Here is a 20796-nt window from a genome sequence, read left to right as displayed (position 1 = left end):
AGTGAAAATTTGTTTTACTTCGTCATCTGGAGGACATTTTGAACAGGTATTAATGCTAAAAGATTTATTTAAGAATTATGACAGTTTTATCGTAACAGAAAAAACTATGTATAACAATGACTTTAAGTTATTACCTACATATTTTACTAAGCAAGTAAATCAGCCATTTGGTTAGCTAAACTCATTTGACTGTTATTACCTACATATTTTACTAAGCAAGTAAATCGTCAAAATATTTTCTTTATATTTCCACTATTGTATAATGTAGTCTTTTCTATATATATATTTTATTTAAAGAATGGCCAGAAGTTGTAGTTTCAACAGGTGTCTTATCAACTATCCCTTTATGTCTATTTGCCAAAATATTTGGTAAAAAAGTTATCTACATAGAATCTTTTGCAAAAGTTAATTCTGCTACTTTGACAGGAAAATTTATGTATAAAATTGCTGATATTTTCTATGTTCAATGGCCAGAAATGTTAAAAGTTTATCCTAAAGCCAAATATGTTGGCGGTATTTATTAGTTGAGGTATATAATTGTGATATTTATTATATTAAGTTCTCAGAAATTTCAATTTAATCGACTATTAGAAGCTATCGATAATTTAAAGAAAAAAGGAAAAATTAAAGAAGATATTATTGCCCAAGTAGGTTACAGTGATTATATTCCTAAAACGTTCCAAATTATAGATTTTATTGAGAAAGAAAATTTTGATAGTTATATAGAAAAAGCTGATATTGTAATATGTCACGGAGGAACTGGTGCCATTATTACAGCTTTGAAAAAGAACAAAAATGTAATAGCTATTCCAAGAGATAGCAAGTATGGTGAACATGTTGATGATCATCAAACACAAATAGTTTCTATGTTTTCGGAATTAAATCTTATTGAAGCTTGTTTCGATGTTGCTGATTTATAAGATATTATCAAAATTATTCATCACAAGAATTATGAATCTTTTAAGTCGAATAATTACGTTTTTGTTAGTGAACTTAGAAAGGATATTGAAAAAATTGCCAAGAAATAAGTCGATTAATTCGAAAAACAATTTAAAGATTCTGCACATTATTACGAGTGGAGTTAATGCAGGGGGAATTACTAAATTCGTACTTAATACGATGGATAGCATTGTTGAACAAAATGGTGTAGATTGTTACGTTTTGTCCCCTATTTCTGTTAATAAATCGTTGCAAAATATTTTTGAAAATTCAAAACTAAAACTTGTAGAAATTAAAGGAAGAACAAAAAATCTTGTTGGTTATTTCTTTAAATTACGTTATTATATAAAAAAGAATAACTTTGATATTGTGCATATTCATGGAAGTAGTGCTTTGATGACCGAAGAATTGCTCGCAGCGAAATTAGCAGGAGTTGAGGTAAGGATAGTTCATAGCCATAATATAACTTGTGATTATAAGTTGCTACATACAATTTTAAATCCTCTATTTCAAAAATTATATACGAACGCCCTAGCTTGTAGTAAGGATGCAGGAGAATGGCTTTTTGGCAATAGAGATTTTACAGTAATTTATAATGGGATTGATTTACAGAAATTCAAATTTTCTTTGGAAGATAGAGATAAAATTCGCAGAGAGTTAGGAATTACAGAAAATAATTTAGTTATTGGGCATATTGGCCATTTTAATAAACAAAAAAATCATACTTTTTTAGTAGATATTTTTCAAAAGTTAGAAAAAATAGACGGAGATACTAGATTATTGTTGATAGGAACTGGTAAATTAGAAGAAATCATAAAAGATAAAATTGCTAATTTGAATCTATCTGAAAGAGTATTTTTTATCGGCAATGTTGATGATGTTTATAGATATTTTTCTGCTATGGATGTCTTTGTTTTGCCTAGTCTGTTTGAAGGATTTTCGATAGTTCTTGCAGAGTCTCAAGCTAATGCTCTTCTTTCTTTTACTTCTAATACTACACCTAGAACAGTTGCTTTAACATCTAAGGTACGTTATTTATCTTTAGATAAAGGAGCTTATTTTTGGGCGGAAGAAATATTAAAGTATAGAGAAAACAAGAGAGAACTAAGTGAAGAAGAACAGAATAATTTGAAGTCGTTTGATATACATAATATATCAAATATAATGTATAATTATTATTTAGATATCTTAAAGGAGAAATAGTAATGACGTTGCGTTCATTAGTTCAAAATAAACTAGTTTTGTATTTTTTGTTATTGCCGTTTTTTATTCCTTATTCTCTGAAGTTTATTCCTAGTTTTGCAAAGGTATATGATATAACTTCTTTTTGGAAATTAGGAGCTGTAATTATTATTTTTATACTTTATCTAATTAGATTGCAGTTTTCTAAAAGTATGTTAATGATTTTTGGACTTAATTTTATTTTTGTTATGTCATCGTTTGTTAATGGATTATTTGAGAAAAATTTTTATATTGATATATTACCTGCATTAGCTATACCTATGTTGATTGATTTAGCGGTTGGAGCTGATATAAAAAAAGTTTTAAATGTATTATTTAACATATTAGCAACGCTAGTAATTATAAATTTTGTTTTTATTATTCTTTACCCTTATGGATTTCCTTTTGCAACTTTATATACACAGGTGAGAAATCCACTATATTTTTTGGGACAAGATAATGGTATAGTCTATAATTTGCTCGCATTATTGGGAATAAATTACTTTTTGTGCAAGAAAAATTACGGTATTTTTAGGGTTAGAATTTCATACAAAGAGTATTCTGTAATGTTAGCTCCTAGAATTATTTTTTTTAACTTAGTTAGTATAATTACAATGATTATTGTAGGATCAGCTACTGGTATTACATTAGTAATTTTATTTATTGCTCTAGTGAGCATAAATTATATCTCAAGTAGAGTTTATGCAATCTGGCTTTTTGTAGGCGTATATTTTTTATTCTTTATAGGAGTAATTGTTTTTGGTAACAGCAATCCTTTTATTGCGAATATTACCGATTTGTTAGGGAGAGATGCAGGTTTTACTGGAAGAAGTTTGCTTTGGTCAAATGCAATAGAATTAATTAAACAAAGTCCTTTTATTGGTTTTGGGAACAATTCTGATATTATCGAAATTTGGGGAAGCTTTTTCTCGGCGCATAATCAACTACTTGATATTGCAATCAGAGGAGGATTAACGGCTCTGTTTGTATTTGTATGTTTACATATAAGTGCTTTTCGAAATATCGCTAGAGTATCTAATGTGTTAGCCAATGTTTTATTCGTTACAATTTTTTGTTTCTTAATTGGGGGGGATTAATGGAGTCGGGAATAAGACCTACTCAATACATATTTTTGGTTTTAGCATCATATCCACGATTGTATAGTGATATCAGCTCGTATTAATGTGTACAAGGAGATTATTAAGATGATTAGTATTATAGTTCCGTGCTTTAATTCTGAAAAATATCTTATAGATTGTTTTGATAGTATAAAAATGCAAACTTATAAAGATTTTGAAATAATTTTTGTTGATGACGGCTCGAATGATCGAACAAATGACATTTTGAATAATATTAAGAATGACAATAAAGACTTACATATTACAATTTATACACAAGAAAATAAAGGGGTATCTGTTGTCAGAAACATAGGAATCCAGCTTGCCAAGGGAGAGTATATAACGTTCGTAGATGCAGATGACTATTTATATCCTTCGTTTTTGGAAAAGTTATATCAAGGAATTACAATGGGTGATATGTCGGTTGTTGGTATTGGAGTATCTGGATATGGTAAGCAATCTGATTCATTTTCTGGTCTAATTACTAAAGATAAGTTTATTTATGAATTTTGGTTAACTCGTCATCTGTGGGGCTCGAATTGTAACAAATTGTATTCAAAAGATATTATTTTGAATAACAACATTTATTTTGATTCAGATATCAAGATTATGGAAGATATGTTTTTTAATATGATATATTGTCAATATATTGATACTATTTATGTTTCAAATGAAATTTTATATCATTACCGCAACAATAATGACAGTACTATGCATAGAAAATTTTCAGAGACAAATATGACAGTTATTACTACATTCTACAAATTATTAAATTTACCATTAAGTAGTGATGATAAGAAAATTATAGAACTCCATCAAGTTAATAGTTTGATGTGGTTACTTAGATGTCTTTATAAAGATGGAAACAAGAACGATATTGCAAAGTATGAGAAAAAAATATTTTCGGAATTAGAACATTCTAATAAAAAAATATTTTTGACAAAAGGTTGGAAAAAAGGATTTTTACGTTATATAACTTTTCTTATTTACAAAATAAATCCTAAGTTGTACAAAAATGTAATAAAATTGGCATATAAAATTAAATAACAAAATAAATATTAAAGTTAGTTGGGAATAGATTAATGGCTAGTAGAACATATAACGCAATTAAAAATATAACATATAATATAGGGTATCAATTATTAATGCTTGTACTGGGATTTATTAATAGAAGTATATTTCTTTATTTTCTTAGTGTAGAATACTTAGGAGTGCAAGCAATATTTAAAGATGTCTTAACGCTTCTTTCTATGGCAGATTTAGGATTAATAACAGCTATGATATATAGCTTATATAAGCCTTTAGCGGAAAATGATAAAGAATATATTAGTGGTTTAATAACTTTCTATAAGAAAGTTTGTAATATTATAGCACTTGTTATATTTTTAGGAGGAATTGCGTTTATTCCTTTTTTAGATTATGTAGTTAATTTGAATACTGAAATGCCATATTTAACTCTTTATTATGTTTTGTATTTATTAAATACAGTTGCTTCATATATTGTTGTTTATAAGACGGTTATTTTGGTTGCAGATCAAAAGGGATATATTACGGCTAAGTATGGAAGTATTTTTAATATTTTACAAAATATTTTTTTGGCATTGTTTTTGTGGTTAACTCACAGTTTTTTAATTTATTTAATTATCCAAGTAGTAGTTACTTATGTATATAACATTGTTGTATCAAGAGTAGCTAGTAAGAAGTATCCTTACATTAATGATAAAGTATTTTTAGATAAAGAAGAGACTAGAGGAATTTTTAATAATATTAAGTCATTATTTATTTATAAAACATCAAATGTTTTGATAAGTGCTACTGATAACACTTTGATTTCCATTATTGTAGGAACTGCAACGGTTGGATTTTATTCTAACTATATGTTAGTTGTTGCGAAAGTTGTTTCTCTGTTGACTACTGCGTTCAATTCCTTGACGTCTAGTTTAGGGAATCTTATTGTCAAAGAAGGAAAGGATAAGCGTTACGAGATATTTCAAATTTTGCAAACTATTTGCAATATTCTTAGCATTATCGTTGTAATTATGATGTTGTTTTTATTACAAGATTTTATTGCTTTGTGGTTAGGTGATAGTTATTTACTAGACGAGTGGGTACTATATGCAATAATTATAAATTTTTATTTTTCTGCTGTTTTGCTTCCGGTATGGGTATATCGTGAAGCGACAGGTCTGTATAATCAAATAAAATATGTTATGCTATTTACGGCAATATTAAATCTTGTAATTTCAATAATTTTAGGTGAATTGATAGGACTAGCGGGTATTTTGTTGGGGACATCAATTTCTAGGTTGTTGACGTATTTTTGGTACGAACCGGTTTTATTATTCAATAAATTTTTTGGTCATTCAAGTATAAGTTATTTTATATCTATTATGAAAAGTTTATTTGTTTTGTTATTTTTAATTTTTATAGGTATTGGAATTTCTAGGTTAGTTACTGTCAATAGTTTGATTGCTTTAATAATTAAAGCAACAATTTTATTAGTTGTAAGTAGTTGCTTTGTAGTTGTTTTCTATTACAGGAGCGAAGGTTTTCAATATCTAAAAGAACGGATAATAAAGAAATTCAAATAAAATTATATAAAAGCAATGCTCTATCTTTATGATAATATTGTAAAGTTAGAGTATTGTTTTTTATTGTTAGTAATTTGTTGGTGTAAGTATTTTGGCTAACTAAGTTTTTTATTAATATTTGGATTTGTGACTTAATTTTATTGATATTTGGTATATAACTTAGATATTTATAGTAGATAATATATGAATATAATTCACAAATATTAAGTTTCTATAAACTTAAACTTATATAATTATTTTTATCGCTTTGTATTGTTTGAAAACAAAGTAATACCTTATTATTTGATGTATTATATTCTTTAAAAAGAGATTTATAGACGAAAAACTATTTCTATAATAGAATTATAGAAACATATTCTTGTTCTTTATTTATTTTGATAAATATGTTGTAAAATATTTTTTATAATTAAGTCAATATTGTTGACAAAATCGGGGGGGGGGGTATATAATTATAAAATGTATATATTTTCACTTGTATAGTGAAGTATTTTATTATTTTAATTTTATTTAAAAGGAGAACAATTTAATGAACAAGAAAAAGTTTGATTGGTATAGTATGAGTCAACGCTTTTCTATAAGAAAATATCACTTTGGTGCAGCTAGTGTTGTACTAGGTACTTTATTATCTTTAGGAATAGCGTCTTCTGATGCTTCTGCAAACAATGCAGAAGTAGAAGCAGAGGTTGATACTTCTAATTCTGTTGGTGGAAATGAAGAAATAACGTCTCCAGTTAATGAAGAAGTTGTAAATACGAATAATACTTCTGCTGAAGAAGCTAAGTTATTAAGTAGAAAAGAATCTGTTATTAATAGTATTAGTGTATTAAAATATCTTTCAGCAGAACAAAAAGCAGAATTTGTAGCAAAAGCAGAACAAGCAACTTCTATAGATGAAGTTTTAGCTGTTCAATCAGATGCTAGAGCGGCAAATGTCAGACTACAATTAGCTGAAATGAGAGCTAATTCTTATGGTAATGAAAATACAAGATCTGCATTCCGTAAAGTTACAACAGATGTATATACTGCAGCGTTAGCTGAAATTAAAACATTATCTAATTTAAATGATATAGAGAAACGTTATTATACAGCTGAAATCACTAAATTGACTAAAGGTGTTATTAACCGAGATGCTCAAGTTCAAGAAATAATAGAAAAGGCTAGAAAACACAATGATTTAGTAGCTAATAATAGAGGAACTTCAGAAGATGATGCTATTGTTAATACTGTAAGTTCAAGTGAAGTTAGTACAGTTAGTGGGAACGTGCGCTTAACTTATGGAGGGGGAGCTACAGAAGATTCTAACGAATATCATGCACCATTAGAAGGAGTAGAGGTATTTGCTCAGTGGTATGAAAAAAATGGATTTGCCTCACCAATTTATAAAACTGTGTCTCAGGCAGATGGTTCATTTAGTATAGGGATGGCTGATTTTATAGGAGCTGATGGTAAACTTTATCAATTTGACGCTGATGCGGCACTACCAAAAGGGGAAAAATGGCGTATTTGGTCTAAAAATCCAGATACTAATAAGTATTCATTAATGTACTCTTCTGGAGAAGAACAAATTTCACCTGAAGGAATAGTTAAGGATACTACTGCTGGAATGAATCAAGATATAGCTAAAGGTCAGTTATTCAATGTAGAAGTTAGGTATGCACATAAGACATCTGATGTATGGCGTGAGAATGCAACTGATACACCAGCTCTAGTAGAAGGTAGTAATCGTGGAGGTAGCATTGAAGGTCAGGTATTCTGGAATAACAATGCACCAGCTGGTAATACTTTTTATGGAGATATTATTTCAAGAGAGAAAAAATACGATCAAGCATTAACAGGTAAATATGTTTATGCTTCTTATTTAAGTGATTGGGCAGTAGAAAAATTAAATTCTATGGACGCTTTAAATACATTTGTTGATGAAGCATCTACATGGTCACCAAAAGTAAACAATGATAAAACTTCAAATATTAGGGGTAAAGACTGGACTCGCTATAATGAGGAAAAATTACGCAAATATATCTTAGATGGTATTTCAAATGACGGGCGTAACAAATGGATAGCAGAAACAGTAAGAGCACAAGTGGACGCTTCAGGAAAATATATTATTCAATTTAATGGTACTTATGGATTTACTTGGAACAATCCTGGTTATACAGGTAGCCTATTGGGAACAAAAAAATCTGCTTTAGTATCTGAAGAAGATGTAGTTAATGCAGAAACTGGAGAAACCAAAAAAGGTACAGAATGGAATCATCAAGTAGCTCACAGTCCATCATATGGAAGTTGGGTAGGAGATGCAAGATATGGAAAAGGAGAATTAGCAAATGCTCCAAAGCATATTAACTGGGAATGGTTAATGGTAACTCCAGAAGAAATACCTGGAGTAGCTATGACTAATGGATTTTATGGAGATGTTCCTAAAGGTGTCAGTACAAGTCCTTGGGGACCACAAGGTTTAGTTAGTGGAACAAACTGGGGAGTTAAGGTAAATGACAGTTTAAATCCAATAGGTGGTGTTGAAACAAATGATAATGTATGGGATGTTTATTTTGGTGCTTTCAATGATGAATTAAAATTTGATATTTATAACTATGATTCATTTAGCAATTTTGCTAAGCCTGGAGACACTGCAAAAGCCTCAACAGGAGGGCTAACACCTGGAGTTGGAGGAAGCTATAAAGTAATTTGGAAAGATGAAAGTGGCAATGTAGTAGGAGAATCTGGTACGCTTAGTGTAAAGGCTGATGGGACATTAGAGGAATCATCATATATAACTCCAGCAGATCTTACAAAAACAACAACTTATTTTGCAGAATTATATCAACTTGGAGAAGATGGTAGTTTACCAGATTATCCAATGTTAAAAGATTCATTCACAGTGGTTTACCGTGAAGTTCCTGTTTATGAAGTAACGGAAGGAGAAGTAGGTACATCAACAACATCAAAAGCTCCAACATTTGACGTAGAGCATACAGACGAAGTTGAAACTAAAACTGTTCCAGACGGAGCTACATTTGCATTAGTTTCTGAAAATGGAGACGAAACAGTTGAAGGATTTACAATAGATTCAAAAACTGGAGTTATTACATGGGCTAATCCACAAAAAGATACAGAAGTTACAGTAGAAGTTACTTACAAAGATGGGACAACTGCAACTACAACAGCAAAATTTGTTATTAAAAAAGCAGATAATGAGAAATATGAGCCAGAATATCCAGAAACAAATGTAGTGCCAAAAACACCAGCAACATCGACACCGACAATAAAAGATGGAGAAGGAAACACGGTACCAGTACCAGAGGGAACTAAATTTAAAATAGATCCAAGTTTTGTGGCACCAGACGGATACACAGTAACAATAGATCCAGACACAGGAGTAGTAACAGTAACAGCTCCAGACTCACCAACTGGAACAACTGCAGAGACAGTTACAGTACCAGTTGTTGTAACTTATCCAGATTCAACTACAGATGCAGTTGATGCAGTCTTCAATCTTGATACAGATGGGGATAATACTCCAGATAAAGATGACACGGACGATGATAATGATGGAGTTTCAGATACAGAAGAAAAAGAAAAAGGAACAAATCCAAAAGATTCAAACTCTAAACCAACTGTAACAGATGCGGATAAATACGAACCAACAGCGAAACCTGAAGAAGTAGAAAAAGGTGGAGCAGTAGACTTAACAGACAACGTAAACCCAATAGTAGACGAAAACGGAAATCCAGTTAATGTAACAGTTAAAGACGTAACACCAGAAGGAACAATTGATACAAACACACCTGGAGATTACACAGGAAAAGTAGAAATAACATACCCAGACGGAAGTACAGAAACTGTTGATGTGCCTGTAAAAGTAGTAGACAGTACACCTGCTAAGAAAGATGCAGATAAGTATGAGCCAACAGCGAAACCTGAAGAAGTAGAAAAAGGTGGAGCAGTAGACTTAACAGACAACGTAAACCCAATAGTTGACGAAAACGGAAATCCAGTTAATGTAACAGTTAAAGACGTAACACCAGAAGGAACAATTGATACAAACACACCTGGAGATTACACAGGAAAAGTAGAAATAACATACCCAGACGGAAGTAAAGAAGTGATAGACGTGCCTGTAAAAGTAGTAGATAACACACCAGCGAAAACAGACGCAGATAAGTATGAGCCAACAGCGAAACCTGAAGAAGTAGAAAAAGGTGGAGCAGTAGACTTAACAGACAACGTAAACCCAATAGTAGACGAAAACGGAAATCCAGTTAATGTAACAGTTAAAGACGTAACACCAGAAGGAACAATTGATACAAACACACCTGGAGATTACACAGGAAAAGTAGAAGTAACATACCCAGACGGAAGTACAGAAACTGTTGATGTGCCTGTAAAAGTAGTAGACAATACACCGGCTAAGAAAGATGCAGATAAGTACGAGCCAACAGCGAAACCTGAAGAAGTAGAAAAAGGTGGAAAAGTAGACTTACCAGACAACGTAAACCCAATAGTAGACGAAAACGGAAATCCAGTAGAGATTAAAGTTAAAGACGTAACACCAGAAGGAAGTATAGATACAAACACACCTGGAGATTACACAGGAAAAGTAGAAATAACATACCCAGATGGAAGTACAGAAACTATTGACGTACCTGTAAAAGTAGTAGATAATACACCAACTATAACTCCAATTGAAGACAAAACAGTAGTAGAAAAACAACCAATAGATTCAATTAAAGTAGAAACTACTAATGTACCAACAAACGGAACAGTAGAAGTAAGTGAATTACCAGGAGGATTAACATATAATCCAAACACAGGAGAAATTACTGGAACACCAACAGTAACAGATTGGGGTAGAGATGAAGAAGAAAGAAACTACACAGTAAAAGTTGAAATCAAAGATGAAACTGGAAAAGTAGTAGCAACAGAAGACTTCGTAATTACAGTACAAAGAGATACAGATGGAGATAAAATTCCAGATGTAACAGATCCGGATGATGATAACGATGGATACACAGATGAAGAAGAAAAAGCAAAAGGAACAGATCCAAAAGATCCAAACTCTAAGCCGACAACACCTGTTGTGCCAGGAGGTAAAGATTCAGATGGAGGTCAATCACAAACTCCAGAAACTGATTCAGCAGATAACAAAGATTCAGAATCTAAAGTATCTAAGAAATTATCTAATACTGGAGAAACTACAACTACAAGTGTAGCTGGACTAGTATTATTAGCGATAGCAGGTCTACTAAGTAGAAGAAGAAAAGATAATAAATAATCTAAAAAAAAGACAAGACATAAAAATGTCTTGTCTTTTTTTTATGTTTTATTTGCGATTTTAAAGAAAAAGAACTTTATCATATATTAAAAATTGCAATCTATTATCATTATAAGTTTTGGAAATATTTATTTAAATTTGTTAATATACACTGATTTAGTTTATTAATTTATCGGGAAATATTTTGACATAAAAAAGTAATTGTGTTATTCTTATAAAAGGATTAAATATTATAGGGGGTAGTTTATTATGAGTGATACTATAAAGCCTTTTAGCAAATTGTATAGCTTAACTCGTAGGGCAGAAAAAGTAGGTATCTCTGATGAAGATGTATTAAAAGAAATTAAAATAGATAATATAGTACCTAACAAATATCAACCTCGTCACGAGTTTGATGATGACAAAATAATAGAATTAGCGGACTCTATATCTCAAAATGGACTATTACAATCTATAACTGTTCGTGAATTGGGAAATGGTCTTTATGAGCTTATTGCTGGAGAAAGAAGATTACGTGCTTTAAGGTATTTGAAATGGGAAAGTACAAAAGCTATTGTTAAAGAACTAACAGATGAACAAATGGCTACACTAGCTCTTATAGAAAATATTCAACGAGAGGAACTTACACCTATCGAAGAAGCTAATGCCTATCAACAATTGTTGGATATTAATAATATTACTCAAGAAGAATTAGCGAAATCACTTGGTAAAACTCAAGCAACGGTAGCGAATAAAATTAGATTGTTGAAATTGTGTCCTAAGGTAATTGATGCTATAAGCACGAAAAAAATTACTGAGCGTCATGGTAGAGCGATGGTAAAATTAGAGCCTGCTGTACAAGAGAATATTTTACGCCAAATCTTAACGCAAAATCTTAATGTTATACAAACAGAAGAGAAAATAAATAATTATTTGAATATAAAGAAAAATAATACTAAAAATGATTATAATAATTCAAACTATAATGCCCAAAAAGTTATTTCTAAATTTTTGAAAGAAATAGCAAAATTAGAGCAACGTTATGATATTCGTATAGATAAAGAAGAAGAGGAAGAAATGAGTAGCATAACTTTGAAAATAAAAGTACCAAGATATAAGGAGTAAGAAATTATGCAAATATTGGCTATATGTAATCAAAAAGGAGGAGTAGGAAAAACTACTACAGCTATTAATTTGGCTGCTTCTTTGGCAAGTCTTGATAAAAAAGTTTTGATTATAGATACTGATCCGCAAGCTAATGCTACGAGTGGAGTAGGAATTGATAAAAATGATGTGCAAAAATCAATATATGATGTTTTAGTAGATGAAGTAGATATTAATTTAGTAATAAAACAGACAGCGTATAAAAATCTTGATATAGTGCCATCTAGTATTGCCTTAGCAGGAGCAGAGGTAGAATTGGTGTCTGCAATAAGTAGAGAGCTTAGAATGAAGCAAGCTATATCGTCTATAACTGAGAAATATGATTTTATAATTATAGATTGTCCACCATCATTAGGTCTTATTACGCTGAATTCTTTAACGGCAGCTGATGGAGTTATAATACCTGTACAAACAGAATACTATGCGCTAGAGGGACTTAGTCAACTAATGAACACTTTTAATATCGTTAGAAAGCATCTAAATTCAACTTTAGATATATTTGGTGTTTTGCTTACTATGACTGATAGTAGAACTAATATTTCTAATCAAGTTGGAGAAGAAGTACGTAATCATTTCAAAGATAAAGTTTTTGATACGGTAATTTCTAGAACGGTTAGACTTAGTGAAGCGCCTAGTTTTGGTGAGCCTATTATTGAGTATGCTAAGTCATCAAAAGGTGCTAAACAATATTTAATGTTAGCGAAAGAGGTGATTAATCGTGGCTAAAGGCAAAGGGCTAGGCAAAGGACTAGGAGCAATATTTCAAACGGAAAATATATCGGTAAGTAATGATAATAATAGTGTTCAAAATATAAAACTTGAAGAAATAAAAAAAAATCCTTATCAACCTAGAACAATTTTTGATGATAGCAAAATATCAGAGTTAGCAGAGTCAATAGAAAAAAATGGATTATTACAGCCTATAATAGTGAAAAAGACTGTTTCTGGATATTATATAATTGCAGGAGAGCGTAGATATAGAGCTTTTGAGAAATTAGGTAAAAAAGAAATACCAGCTATTATAAAAGAATTTTCTGACGAAGAAATGATGATATTTGCTGTTTTGGAAAATTTACAACGTGAGGATCTTACTGCGCTAGAAGAAGCACAAAGTTACAAAAAATTAATGGATAGTACAGGATTGAAGCAAGAACAATTAGCTAGTCAATTAGGAAAAAGTAGGTCTTATGTAGCTAATAGTTTGCGACTTTTGAAATTGCCGCTAGAAATAAAGGAAAAACTTTCTGAAGGTATTGTTAGTGCAGGTCATGCTAGAACGTTATTGTCACTAAAAACAAAAAAAGAAATGTTGGAAGTTTGTAATAAGGTAATTGCAGATAAAATGTCGGTGCGTTCTTTGGAAGATTATGTTAATAGATTAAATACTCCTAAAAAGGCATCTACTAAAGAAAGAAAAGATATCTTTATAGAAGAACAAGAAATTAAGTTGAAAAAAGTATTAGGGACAATGGTAACTATAAAGCAGAATAAAAATAAAAAAGGAAAGATCGAAATATTATTCAATGATAATGAAGAATTTGATAGAATAATAAAGTTATTCGGTAAATAAAATGGTAAACATATTAGATTTTTTGAGAAACAAAGATTTATATCTTAATCTTCTTGATCGTTTTATAAAAATAATATTAATCATTGTTCTTGCTTACATAGCTGTAAAAATTAGTGTGAAAATACTAGATTATATAATGAGAACTAGTTTGAAAGCTAATAGTAAGTTAGGCATTCAATCTAGCGAAAAAAGAAGTGATACAATACATAAACTTATAAAAAGTGCTACTAAATATTTGATATATTTTATAGCTATTATACAGATATTATCAACGTTTGGGGTAAATACTGCTGGAATTTTGGCTAGTGCAGGATTAGTAAGTGTTGCGATTGGATTTGGAGCTCAAAGTTTGGTAAAAGATATAATTACAGGATTTTTTATTATTCTTGAAGGGCAATTTGATGTAGGTGATTATGTCAAAATCAATAATCAAGCTGCATTTATTGCAGAAGGGAAAATCTTGGCTTTAGGTCTTAGGTCAACGAAAATTCTATCAAATGGTGGCGAAGTATATTTTGTACCTAATAGTAGTATAAATCAGGTAATTAATTATTCGCAAAATTATAATTTAGTAACTATTAGAAGCAACATCAAAATAAAGGGAACTGTACAAGAATTAGAAGTGTCTTTAGGTAACTTTTTGGACAAGTTTAATAATAACGAAGAGTATAAAAAATATTTCTACAAGAAAGAAAAATTAAAATTAAATTCTTTGATTGATATTGAAGAGAATATAGCTAGTTTTGAGATTATTGTTAAAGCTAAATTGGGTAAAAAGAATATTTTAGAAAATGTTATAAAAAAAGAGCTATATTCAGAATTTACAAATGAAATAATCTCTGTTAAGTAAAGGAGTGATTTTTATGGAATATGATTTGGGAAATATAGTAAAAATGAAAAAACCTCACCCTTGTGGGACTAATAAATGGAAAATTACACGTATGGGTGCTGATATAAAAATAAAATGCTTGAAGTGTGATAACAATATAATGATGCCAAGAAGAGAATTTAATAAAAAGCTAAAAAAAGTTTTAGAGAAATAATATAACTATTGAAAATTAATTTCTATTGTTTGAATTATAGGTAACATCAAAAATATGAAAAATTATTTGTAATACAACTAAATAATTGCTGTATATCAACCAAATAAGATTGCATAAAATATGTATAAATGTTATACTATATAATAAGGAGGATATGATATGGAGAAGTTGTTTTCAACTATACATATTTTTGAAGGTATATCTGAAAAATCAAAAGAAGCGTTAAGAAATATAAAGAAGAGAGAAGCTAGCTATTCGTCTAATGATTTAGTCATTAGTGCGGGAGAAGATATAAAAGAAATTTGTATAATATTAGAAGGAGTTCTGCGTTGTACAGAATTTACAAATGTAGGAAAGCCTGTTAATTCATCTTATTATGGTCCAGGAGTTTCATTCCCGTTTTATATGTTATATGGAGGAGAGAGTGTTTACTCTTTTGATACATATGCTATTAGAAAAACTAAAGTTGTTTGGCTGGCATGGGATGATATAAAGCAGATTATAGAAGAAGACATAAATTTTATGAGAAATGTTATGATATATATCGCAGAATTTACTTGCTATAATCAAAGAGTACTTCGAGCATTGCAGTATCGTCGTGTTAGAGATAGACTAGTTTATTGGCTAGTTAATATTAATAATCCTAGCATTACTATTAACATTCCTATTTCGCAAGAAGTTATCGCAGATATATTACACGTTAATAGGAGTACGCTCAATAGAGAACTTAATATTTTACGTGATGCAGGTGCAATAGCCATTGCTAACAAGCGAATAGATGTTCTAGATTTTCAATATTTAAAAAACTTATTGTAGAAATGTACGAAGAAACTGCTTATAAGCTATAATATTATAGTTTATAAGTAGTTTCTTATTTTTTGTTACTAAAGAAATTTATATCGTCTTTAAGTTTTTGAATTATATATTTTTTAGTGTTTTCATCTAAAGATAAGAAATTATCATAAGTTTCGTTATCTATAAAATTTTTAATTTCTATATTATTATAAGTAGAACTTACATCGTTATTTGAATTTTCTCTACTAAAGAAAGTTACTATACTACTAGTTAAAAGTCCCATAATACCTATTCCCAAAATCATTAAGATGCTAGCTATTGCACGGCCTATTTGTGTTTCTGGCGAGATATCCCCATATCCGACAGTAGTTGTAGTAACGATACTCCACCATAAAGCATCTTCGTATTTGGGAATGGTAGGTTCTACTAACGTTATTAAAAGGCTAGATATTGACAAAATCACTACTAGCCAAGCTAATAGATAAGCGAGGTTATTTTCCTTTAATATTTTTATAAGTTTATTATTTTTTAAAGATGTTCTTTTTTTATCGCTTAACAAGAAGAATAAGCGATAAAGAGCTAATAATTTGAAGCCTTGAGAAAATGGTAATATAGCAAGAGCATCAATAGGATGTGACAAAATAAATTTTATTTTATTATCACTTTTCCAAATACGGTAAATATAGTCTATAAGGAATAATACTAAAATAATATTATTAATAAGAGAGTTGTTATTATGTAAGTTGCCGGCAAATATTAATGCTATTATACATAATGTTATCAAATAAATTTTATTTATATTACTTCTTATCCAATTTTTCATAATAATCTCCTAGCTAATTTGTAATTATTATAACTGTATATCGGAAAAATTGCTACTAAATATTGATATTTCTTAGAAAAGATTGTTAGTTTACAAAGATAATATAAAGTTAAGTGTACAATTGATTACAATTATTTTATGTGTTATAAATATAATAGATATAAATATTTTATTTAATATATATGTTGGAAATTAATTGGGAGATACATATAATGGTTAAATTTTTAAAACACTATATAATTATAAATATACTTTCAATTATAGTTGAAATAGTACATTATAGTATATTTAAAAGGGAATTAAAGTTGTTAGAAGTATTTTTACATATATTAATAGTTATTACAATCTATATTACTTTTTATTTAGTATTTAATAAGTATAGAATGATAATAAACTCAAAAAAAGATAATTAATTTTTATAATGAAATAATATTTTTTTCATATAAGTTATATAGTTACATAACTTCATAATAGTAAGCTTTTGTGATATAATGTTCTAGTATGAATTTTTAAGAATTAGTTAAGTAAGGAGATATAATTATGGCATTAACAGCAGGAATAGTAGGATTACCTAACGTAGGAAAGAGTACATTATTTAATGCAATAACAAAAGCAGGAGCGTTGGCAGCTAATTATCCGTTTGCTACGATAGATCCAAATGTAGGAATAGTAGAAGTTCCGGATTATAGATTAGAAAAACTAACGGAGTTGGTAACTCCTAAGAAGACAGTGCCTACTTCATTTGAATTTACTGATATCGCAGGTATAGTAAAAGGTGCATCAAAAGGAGAAGGATTAGGTAATAAATTTTTGAGTCATATAAGAGAAGTTGATGCAATTTGTCAAGTAGTACGTTGTTTCGAAGATGAAAATATTACGCACGTTGCAGGGGGAGTAGCTCCTATATATGATATAGAGGTAATTAATCTAGAATTAATTTTGGCTGATTTAGAGAGTGTAGAAAAACGCATAGGAAGAGTAGAGAAACAAGCTAAGCAAAAAGATAAAGATGCTCTTGCAGAATTCGAAGTATTGACTAAGGTTAGAGATATTCTAAAAGAAGAAAAACCTGCGCGTCTTTTGGAACTAGATAAAGAAGAGCAAAAAATTGCAAGGAATATGCATTTATTAACAATGAAACCTATGTTGTATGTTGCTAATGTAAGTGAAGATGACCTTTTGGATATTGATAATAATGAATTAGTATCTAAAGTTAAACAATTTGCCGAAACAGAAGGTAGTGATGTTATTGTTATTTGTGCGAAGATTGAAGAAGAAATGGCATCTTTAGAGGATGACGAAAAAGAAATGTTCTTGGAAGAATTAGGGATAGAAGAAAGTGGACTAGATAAGTTGATTAAAGCTAGTTACAATCTTTTAGGTTTAGCTACATACTTTACTGCAGGGGTACAGGAAGTTCGTGCATGGACATTTAGAAAAGGTATGTTGGCTCCAGAGTGTGCTGGTATTATTCACTCAGATTTTGAACGTGGTTTTATTCGTGCAGAAACTGTTAGCTACGACGATTTGTTGGAATATGGTAGTATGACTAAAGCCAAAGAAGCTGGTAAAGTTCGTTTGGAAGGGAAAGAATACGAAGTTAAAGATGGGGACATTATGTTATTTAGATTTAATGTCTAATACAAATTTTTAAATAGTAAAGCTCAAGGGTTTATACTCTTGAGCTTTATATTATAATATTTCCGTATTTTATACTTTTTTATTGACGGTCAAAATCTTTTGAGATATAATTATATGAAATTTTATTTTAGTAAGGAAGAAGAAAATGTTAGAATTACGCAATATTACAAAAGAATATGTTTTAGGCGGCAATAAATCAACAGCTCTAGATGATGTAAGTATTAGATTTCGTGAAGTGGAATTTGTTTCTATATTAGGGGCTAGTGGTAGTGGAAAGACTACTATGTTGAACATTATAGGAGGTTTAGATAAATACACTTCTGGAGATCTTATTATAGATGGATGTTCTACTAAACAATTCAAGGATAAAGATTGGGATAGTTACAGAAATGGAACTATTGGCTTTGTCTTTCAAAGTTATAACTTGATAAGTCATTTGTCAGTTTTGGATAATGTGAAATTAGCGTTATCTATTTCTGGTTTTAGTTCATCAGAAAGTACAGCAAAAGCGAAGAAGTCATTAGAAGAAGTAGGATTAGGAGAGCATATTTATAAAAAACCTAGTCAATTATCAGGTGGACAAATGCAACGTGTAGCTATAGCAAGAGCACTAGTTACTGATCCGAAAGTTATTTTAGCTGATGAACCTACGGGAGCTTTGGACAGTAAAACGAGTGTTCAAATTATGGAACTAATAAAAAGAATTAGTAAAGATAAATTAGTAATTATGGTTACACACAATCCAGAGCTTGCAGAAAAATATAGTGATAGAATAGTAAGAGTGTCCGATGGGAAAATTCAGGAAGATACAAACCCTTATAGCGATAGTGAAAATAATAAAGAAGGAACGCCTAATTTTCCGAAAACTTCTATGAAACTTAGTGATTCTATAAAATCTAGTACAAAAAATTTATTTACGAAGAAAGTAAGAACACTGTTGACTACTTTAGCGGGAAGTATCGGAATAATAAGTATAGCTTTGGTGTTATCTATTTCTGCAGGAATGAAAGGTTATATTGATAAACTAGAAAATGAAAATATGGCGAGTATGCCGATAACTATAAGTTCGCAACAGATGAATTTTCAAATTGTACTATCTGATACAGAAGTAGATAATAGCACGACTATTAAAGCGGGTAATAGGAATGAAATTCATAAAAATATATATACAGAAGATGTTCTAGGTAACGGTGAAACATTTCTAAAATATTTAGAAAATAATGCGAAAGATTATTATAAAAATATTGAATATACTAATGAATACAAATTAAAAGCACTAGTTAAAAATTCTAGTGGATCAGTTCAAGAATTCAAAACAGAAGGTGCATCTTTTGGAGGAGATAATAATTTTTCTAAGCTATCTGAGGACGAAAATGTTCTTTTAAATCAGTATGATGTAGTAGCAAAAACAACGGATAATTTTGTATATCCAACTAAAGCAGAAGAAATGATACTTTATATAGGCAAAGATAATTCTATTGATAAGAATATTCTAAAAGCACTAGGATATGATGAAAATAGTAAATTAGATTACAAAGACTTACTAGGCAAAGAATTTAGTATTTTGAGTAATGATAATTATTATACTGAAAGAAGTGGAATATACACATTATCAGAGTTGAATGAGTCTAGCTATGATTCGGGTGAAAAAGCCAAAATAGTTGCAATAGTAAAACCTAAAGAAAGTACATACGAAAGTAGTGGTTCTGTTCTTGGGTATACACAAACTTTAGAAAATGTTATGTTAGAAAAAGAGAAAAATTCTAAGATAGTAGAAGCACAAAAAGCGGATAGTACGAAGAATGTTATAACTAATGAACCTATATCAGAAACAATTTATGAACAAATTATAGGGCAATTAGGTGGAAGTACAAAACCTAGTCAAGTATCTATTTATCCTAAATCGTTTGAGGATAGAGAAAATATCGTAAAAACTATAGAAGATTACAACAAAAAGATAAATGAAAAATATGGCTCAAGTAGTTCAGAAGCTAGCAAATACAATATAAGCTACACTGACTTAGCTAAGATGATGACAGAAATGATGAATCAAATGATAAATACAGTTACTATTATTTTAACTGCATTTGCGGCTATATCGTTAGTGGTGTCATCTGTTATGATAGGTATTTTAACTTATGTATCTGTGGTTGAAAGAACTAAAGAAATAGGTATTTTAAGGGCTATTGGAGCTAGAAAAAAAGATATTACAAGAATATTCAATGTAGAAGCTGGTCTTGTTGGACTATCTTCAGGAATCTTTGGAGTAGTGGTAGCTATGTTATTATCTATTCCTATTAGTAATATAGTATCTAATGCAATAAAAGCAGAAGGATTTAAAGCTAGTTTATCTATTCAAAATTCTACGTTGTTAATATTGCTGAGTTTACTATTAACTCTTATTGCTAGTATTATACCTGCTAGAATAGCGGCTAAGAAAAATCCTGTAGAAGCATTAAGAACAGAATAGAATTTTTATATATTTTAAAGGCGGTGTTAACCGTCTTTTTTATTTAATATAATTTAATTTTCGTACTATAATTTACAAAAAATAATATTTTTATTGTAATAATTAATATAAAATTATTGTAAATATGTTGCTATAAACAATGTGTATTATTTTGCGTTACTCTTATTATA

General features: G+C 29.7%; 17 protein-coding genes. 16 read left to right on the top strand and 1 reads right to left on the bottom strand.

Annotation, left to right across the window (positions count from 1 at the left end; translation table 11 throughout):
- Position 1: 1 nt before the first annotated feature.
- From AC1XWJ_RS04600 to AC1XWJ_RS04535, 14 genes are all read left to right on the top strand, one after another.
- Complete coding sequence (locus AC1XWJ_RS04600) at positions 2-175, top strand: hypothetical protein (protein WP_483334715.1); 174 nt, start codon at positions 2-4, stop codon at positions 173-175.
- A 103-nt stretch (positions 176-278) separates the two neighbouring features.
- Positions 279-524 carry a PssD/Cps14F family polysaccharide biosynthesis glycosyltransferase gene (gene pssD / locus AC1XWJ_RS04595; RefSeq protein ID WP_483334737.1) on the top strand — a complete coding sequence of 82 codons (246 nt, stop codon included), beginning with the start codon at positions 279-281 and terminating at the stop codon, positions 522-524.
- A gap of 15 nt (positions 525-539) precedes the next feature.
- Entirely contained in the window at positions 540-920 is a 381-nt protein-coding gene (gene pssE, locus AC1XWJ_RS04590; protein WP_483334714.1) for a PssE/Cps14G family polysaccharide biosynthesis glycosyltransferase, read from the top strand.
- A 94-nt stretch (positions 921-1014) separates the two neighbouring features.
- Positions 1015-2142, top strand: a complete 1128-nt coding sequence (locus tag AC1XWJ_RS04585; RefSeq protein WP_483334713.1) for a glycosyltransferase family 1 protein — start codon at positions 1015-1017, stop codon at positions 2140-2142.
- A gap of 2 nt (positions 2143-2144) precedes the next feature.
- Positions 2145-3257, top strand: coding sequence for an O-antigen ligase family protein (locus AC1XWJ_RS04580; RefSeq protein WP_483334712.1), 1113 nt, complete (start codon positions 2145-2147; stop codon positions 3255-3257).
- Between the two features lie 108 nt (positions 3258-3365).
- Positions 3366-4325, top strand: coding sequence for a glycosyltransferase family 2 protein (locus AC1XWJ_RS04575; protein WP_483334711.1), 960 nt, complete (start codon positions 3366-3368; stop codon positions 4323-4325).
- 35 nt (positions 4326-4360) lie between these two features.
- Positions 4361-5869: a lipopolysaccharide biosynthesis protein gene (locus tag AC1XWJ_RS04570; RefSeq protein ID WP_483334710.1), complete on the top strand. Its 1509-nt coding sequence runs from the start codon at positions 4361-4363 to the stop codon at positions 5867-5869.
- Between the two features lie 526 nt (positions 5870-6395).
- Positions 6396-11141 (top strand): Rib/alpha-like domain-containing protein, encoded by a 4746-nt coding sequence (locus tag AC1XWJ_RS04565; protein WP_483334709.1) that lies wholly within the window; start codon positions 6396-6398, stop codon positions 11139-11141.
- Between the two features lie 249 nt (positions 11142-11390).
- On the top strand, positions 11391-12245 hold the full coding sequence (locus AC1XWJ_RS04560) for a ParB/RepB/Spo0J family partition protein (protein WP_483334708.1): 855 nt from the start codon (positions 11391-11393) through the stop codon (positions 12243-12245).
- A gap of 6 nt (positions 12246-12251) precedes the next feature.
- A complete protein-coding gene (locus AC1XWJ_RS04555) occupies positions 12252-13010 on the top strand; it encodes a ParA family protein (RefSeq protein ID WP_483334707.1) in 759 nt (252 codons plus the stop codon).
- Complete coding sequence (locus AC1XWJ_RS04550; protein ID WP_483334706.1) at positions 13003-13854, top strand: ParB/RepB/Spo0J family partition protein; 852 nt, start codon at positions 13003-13005, stop codon at positions 13852-13854. The genes AC1XWJ_RS04555 and AC1XWJ_RS04550 overlap by 8 nt, the downstream gene beginning before the upstream one ends.
- A 1-nt stretch (position 13855) precedes the next feature.
- Positions 13856-14704, top strand: a complete 849-nt coding sequence (locus tag AC1XWJ_RS04545) for a mechanosensitive ion channel family protein (RefSeq protein ID WP_483334705.1) — start codon at positions 13856-13858, stop codon at positions 14702-14704.
- 13 nt (positions 14705-14717) lie between these two features.
- Entirely contained in the window at positions 14718-14897 is a 180-nt protein-coding gene (locus AC1XWJ_RS04540; protein ID WP_483334704.1) for a DUF951 domain-containing protein, read from the top strand.
- Positions 14898-15056: 159 nt separating this feature from the next.
- Positions 15057-15713, top strand: coding sequence for a Crp/Fnr family transcriptional regulator (locus tag AC1XWJ_RS04535; protein ID WP_483334703.1), 657 nt, complete (start codon positions 15057-15059; stop codon positions 15711-15713).
- A 55-nt stretch (positions 15714-15768) separates the two neighbouring features.
- On the opposite strand, the gene AC1XWJ_RS04530 is transcribed toward AC1XWJ_RS04535, so the two are convergent.
- Positions 15769-16515, bottom strand: a complete 747-nt coding sequence (locus AC1XWJ_RS04530; RefSeq protein WP_483334702.1) for a potassium channel family protein — start codon at positions 16513-16515, stop codon at positions 15769-15771.
- A 540-nt stretch (positions 16516-17055) separates the two neighbouring features.
- Here AC1XWJ_RS04530 and ychF point away from each other — a divergent pair.
- Positions 17056-18156 (top strand): redox-regulated ATPase YchF, encoded by a 1101-nt coding sequence (gene ychF, locus AC1XWJ_RS04525; protein WP_483334701.1) that lies wholly within the window; start codon positions 17056-17058, stop codon positions 18154-18156.
- Positions 18157-18301: 145 nt separating this feature from the next.
- The gene (locus AC1XWJ_RS04520) at positions 18302-20626 is read left to right on the top strand and encodes an ABC transporter ATP-binding protein/permease (RefSeq protein WP_483334700.1); all 2325 of its coding nucleotides are present in this window, start codon (positions 18302-18304) and stop codon (positions 20624-20626) included.
- The last annotated feature ends 170 nt before the right edge of the window (positions 20627-20796 follow it).

This window comes from Gemelliphila sp. 1F1, from assembly GCF_056897515.1.
This window is presented reverse-complemented; position numbering and strand designations above follow the sequence as displayed.

Excerpts from the sequence above, each read along its gene's own strand:
- AC1XWJ_RS04575 (WP_483334711.1), top strand. The coding sequence starts at position 3,366 with ATGATTAGTATTATAGTTCCGTGCTTTAATTCTGAAAAATATCTTATA.
- AC1XWJ_RS04570 (WP_483334710.1), top strand. The coding sequence starts at position 4,361 with ATGGCTAGTAGAACATATAACGCAATTAAAAATATAACATATAATATA.
- AC1XWJ_RS04580 (WP_483334712.1), top strand. The coding sequence starts at position 2,145 with ATGACGTTGCGTTCATTAGTTCAAAATAAACTAGTTTTGTATTTTTTG.
- AC1XWJ_RS04530 (WP_483334702.1), bottom strand. The coding sequence starts at position 16,515 with ATGAAAAATTGGATAAGAAGTAATATAAATAAAATTTATTTGATAACA.
- AC1XWJ_RS04535 (WP_483334703.1), top strand. The coding sequence starts at position 15,057 with ATGGAGAAGTTGTTTTCAACTATACATATTTTTGAAGGTATATCTGAA.
- AC1XWJ_RS04555 (WP_483334707.1), top strand. The coding sequence starts at position 12,252 with ATGCAAATATTGGCTATATGTAATCAAAAAGGAGGAGTAGGAAAAACT.
- AC1XWJ_RS04560 (WP_483334708.1), top strand. The coding sequence starts at position 11,391 with ATGAGTGATACTATAAAGCCTTTTAGCAAATTGTATAGCTTAACTCGT.
- AC1XWJ_RS04565 (WP_483334709.1), top strand. The coding sequence starts at position 6,396 with ATGAACAAGAAAAAGTTTGATTGGTATAGTATGAGTCAACGCTTTTCT.
- AC1XWJ_RS04520 (WP_483334700.1), top strand. The coding sequence starts at position 18,302 with ATGTTAGAATTACGCAATATTACAAAAGAATATGTTTTAGGCGGCAAT.
- AC1XWJ_RS04540 (WP_483334704.1), top strand. The coding sequence starts at position 14,718 with ATGGAATATGATTTGGGAAATATAGTAAAAATGAAAAAACCTCACCCT.
- ychF (WP_483334701.1), top strand. The coding sequence starts at position 17,056 with ATGGCATTAACAGCAGGAATAGTAGGATTACCTAACGTAGGAAAGAGT.
- AC1XWJ_RS04545 (WP_483334705.1), top strand. The coding sequence starts at position 13,856 with ATGGTAAACATATTAGATTTTTTGAGAAACAAAGATTTATATCTTAAT.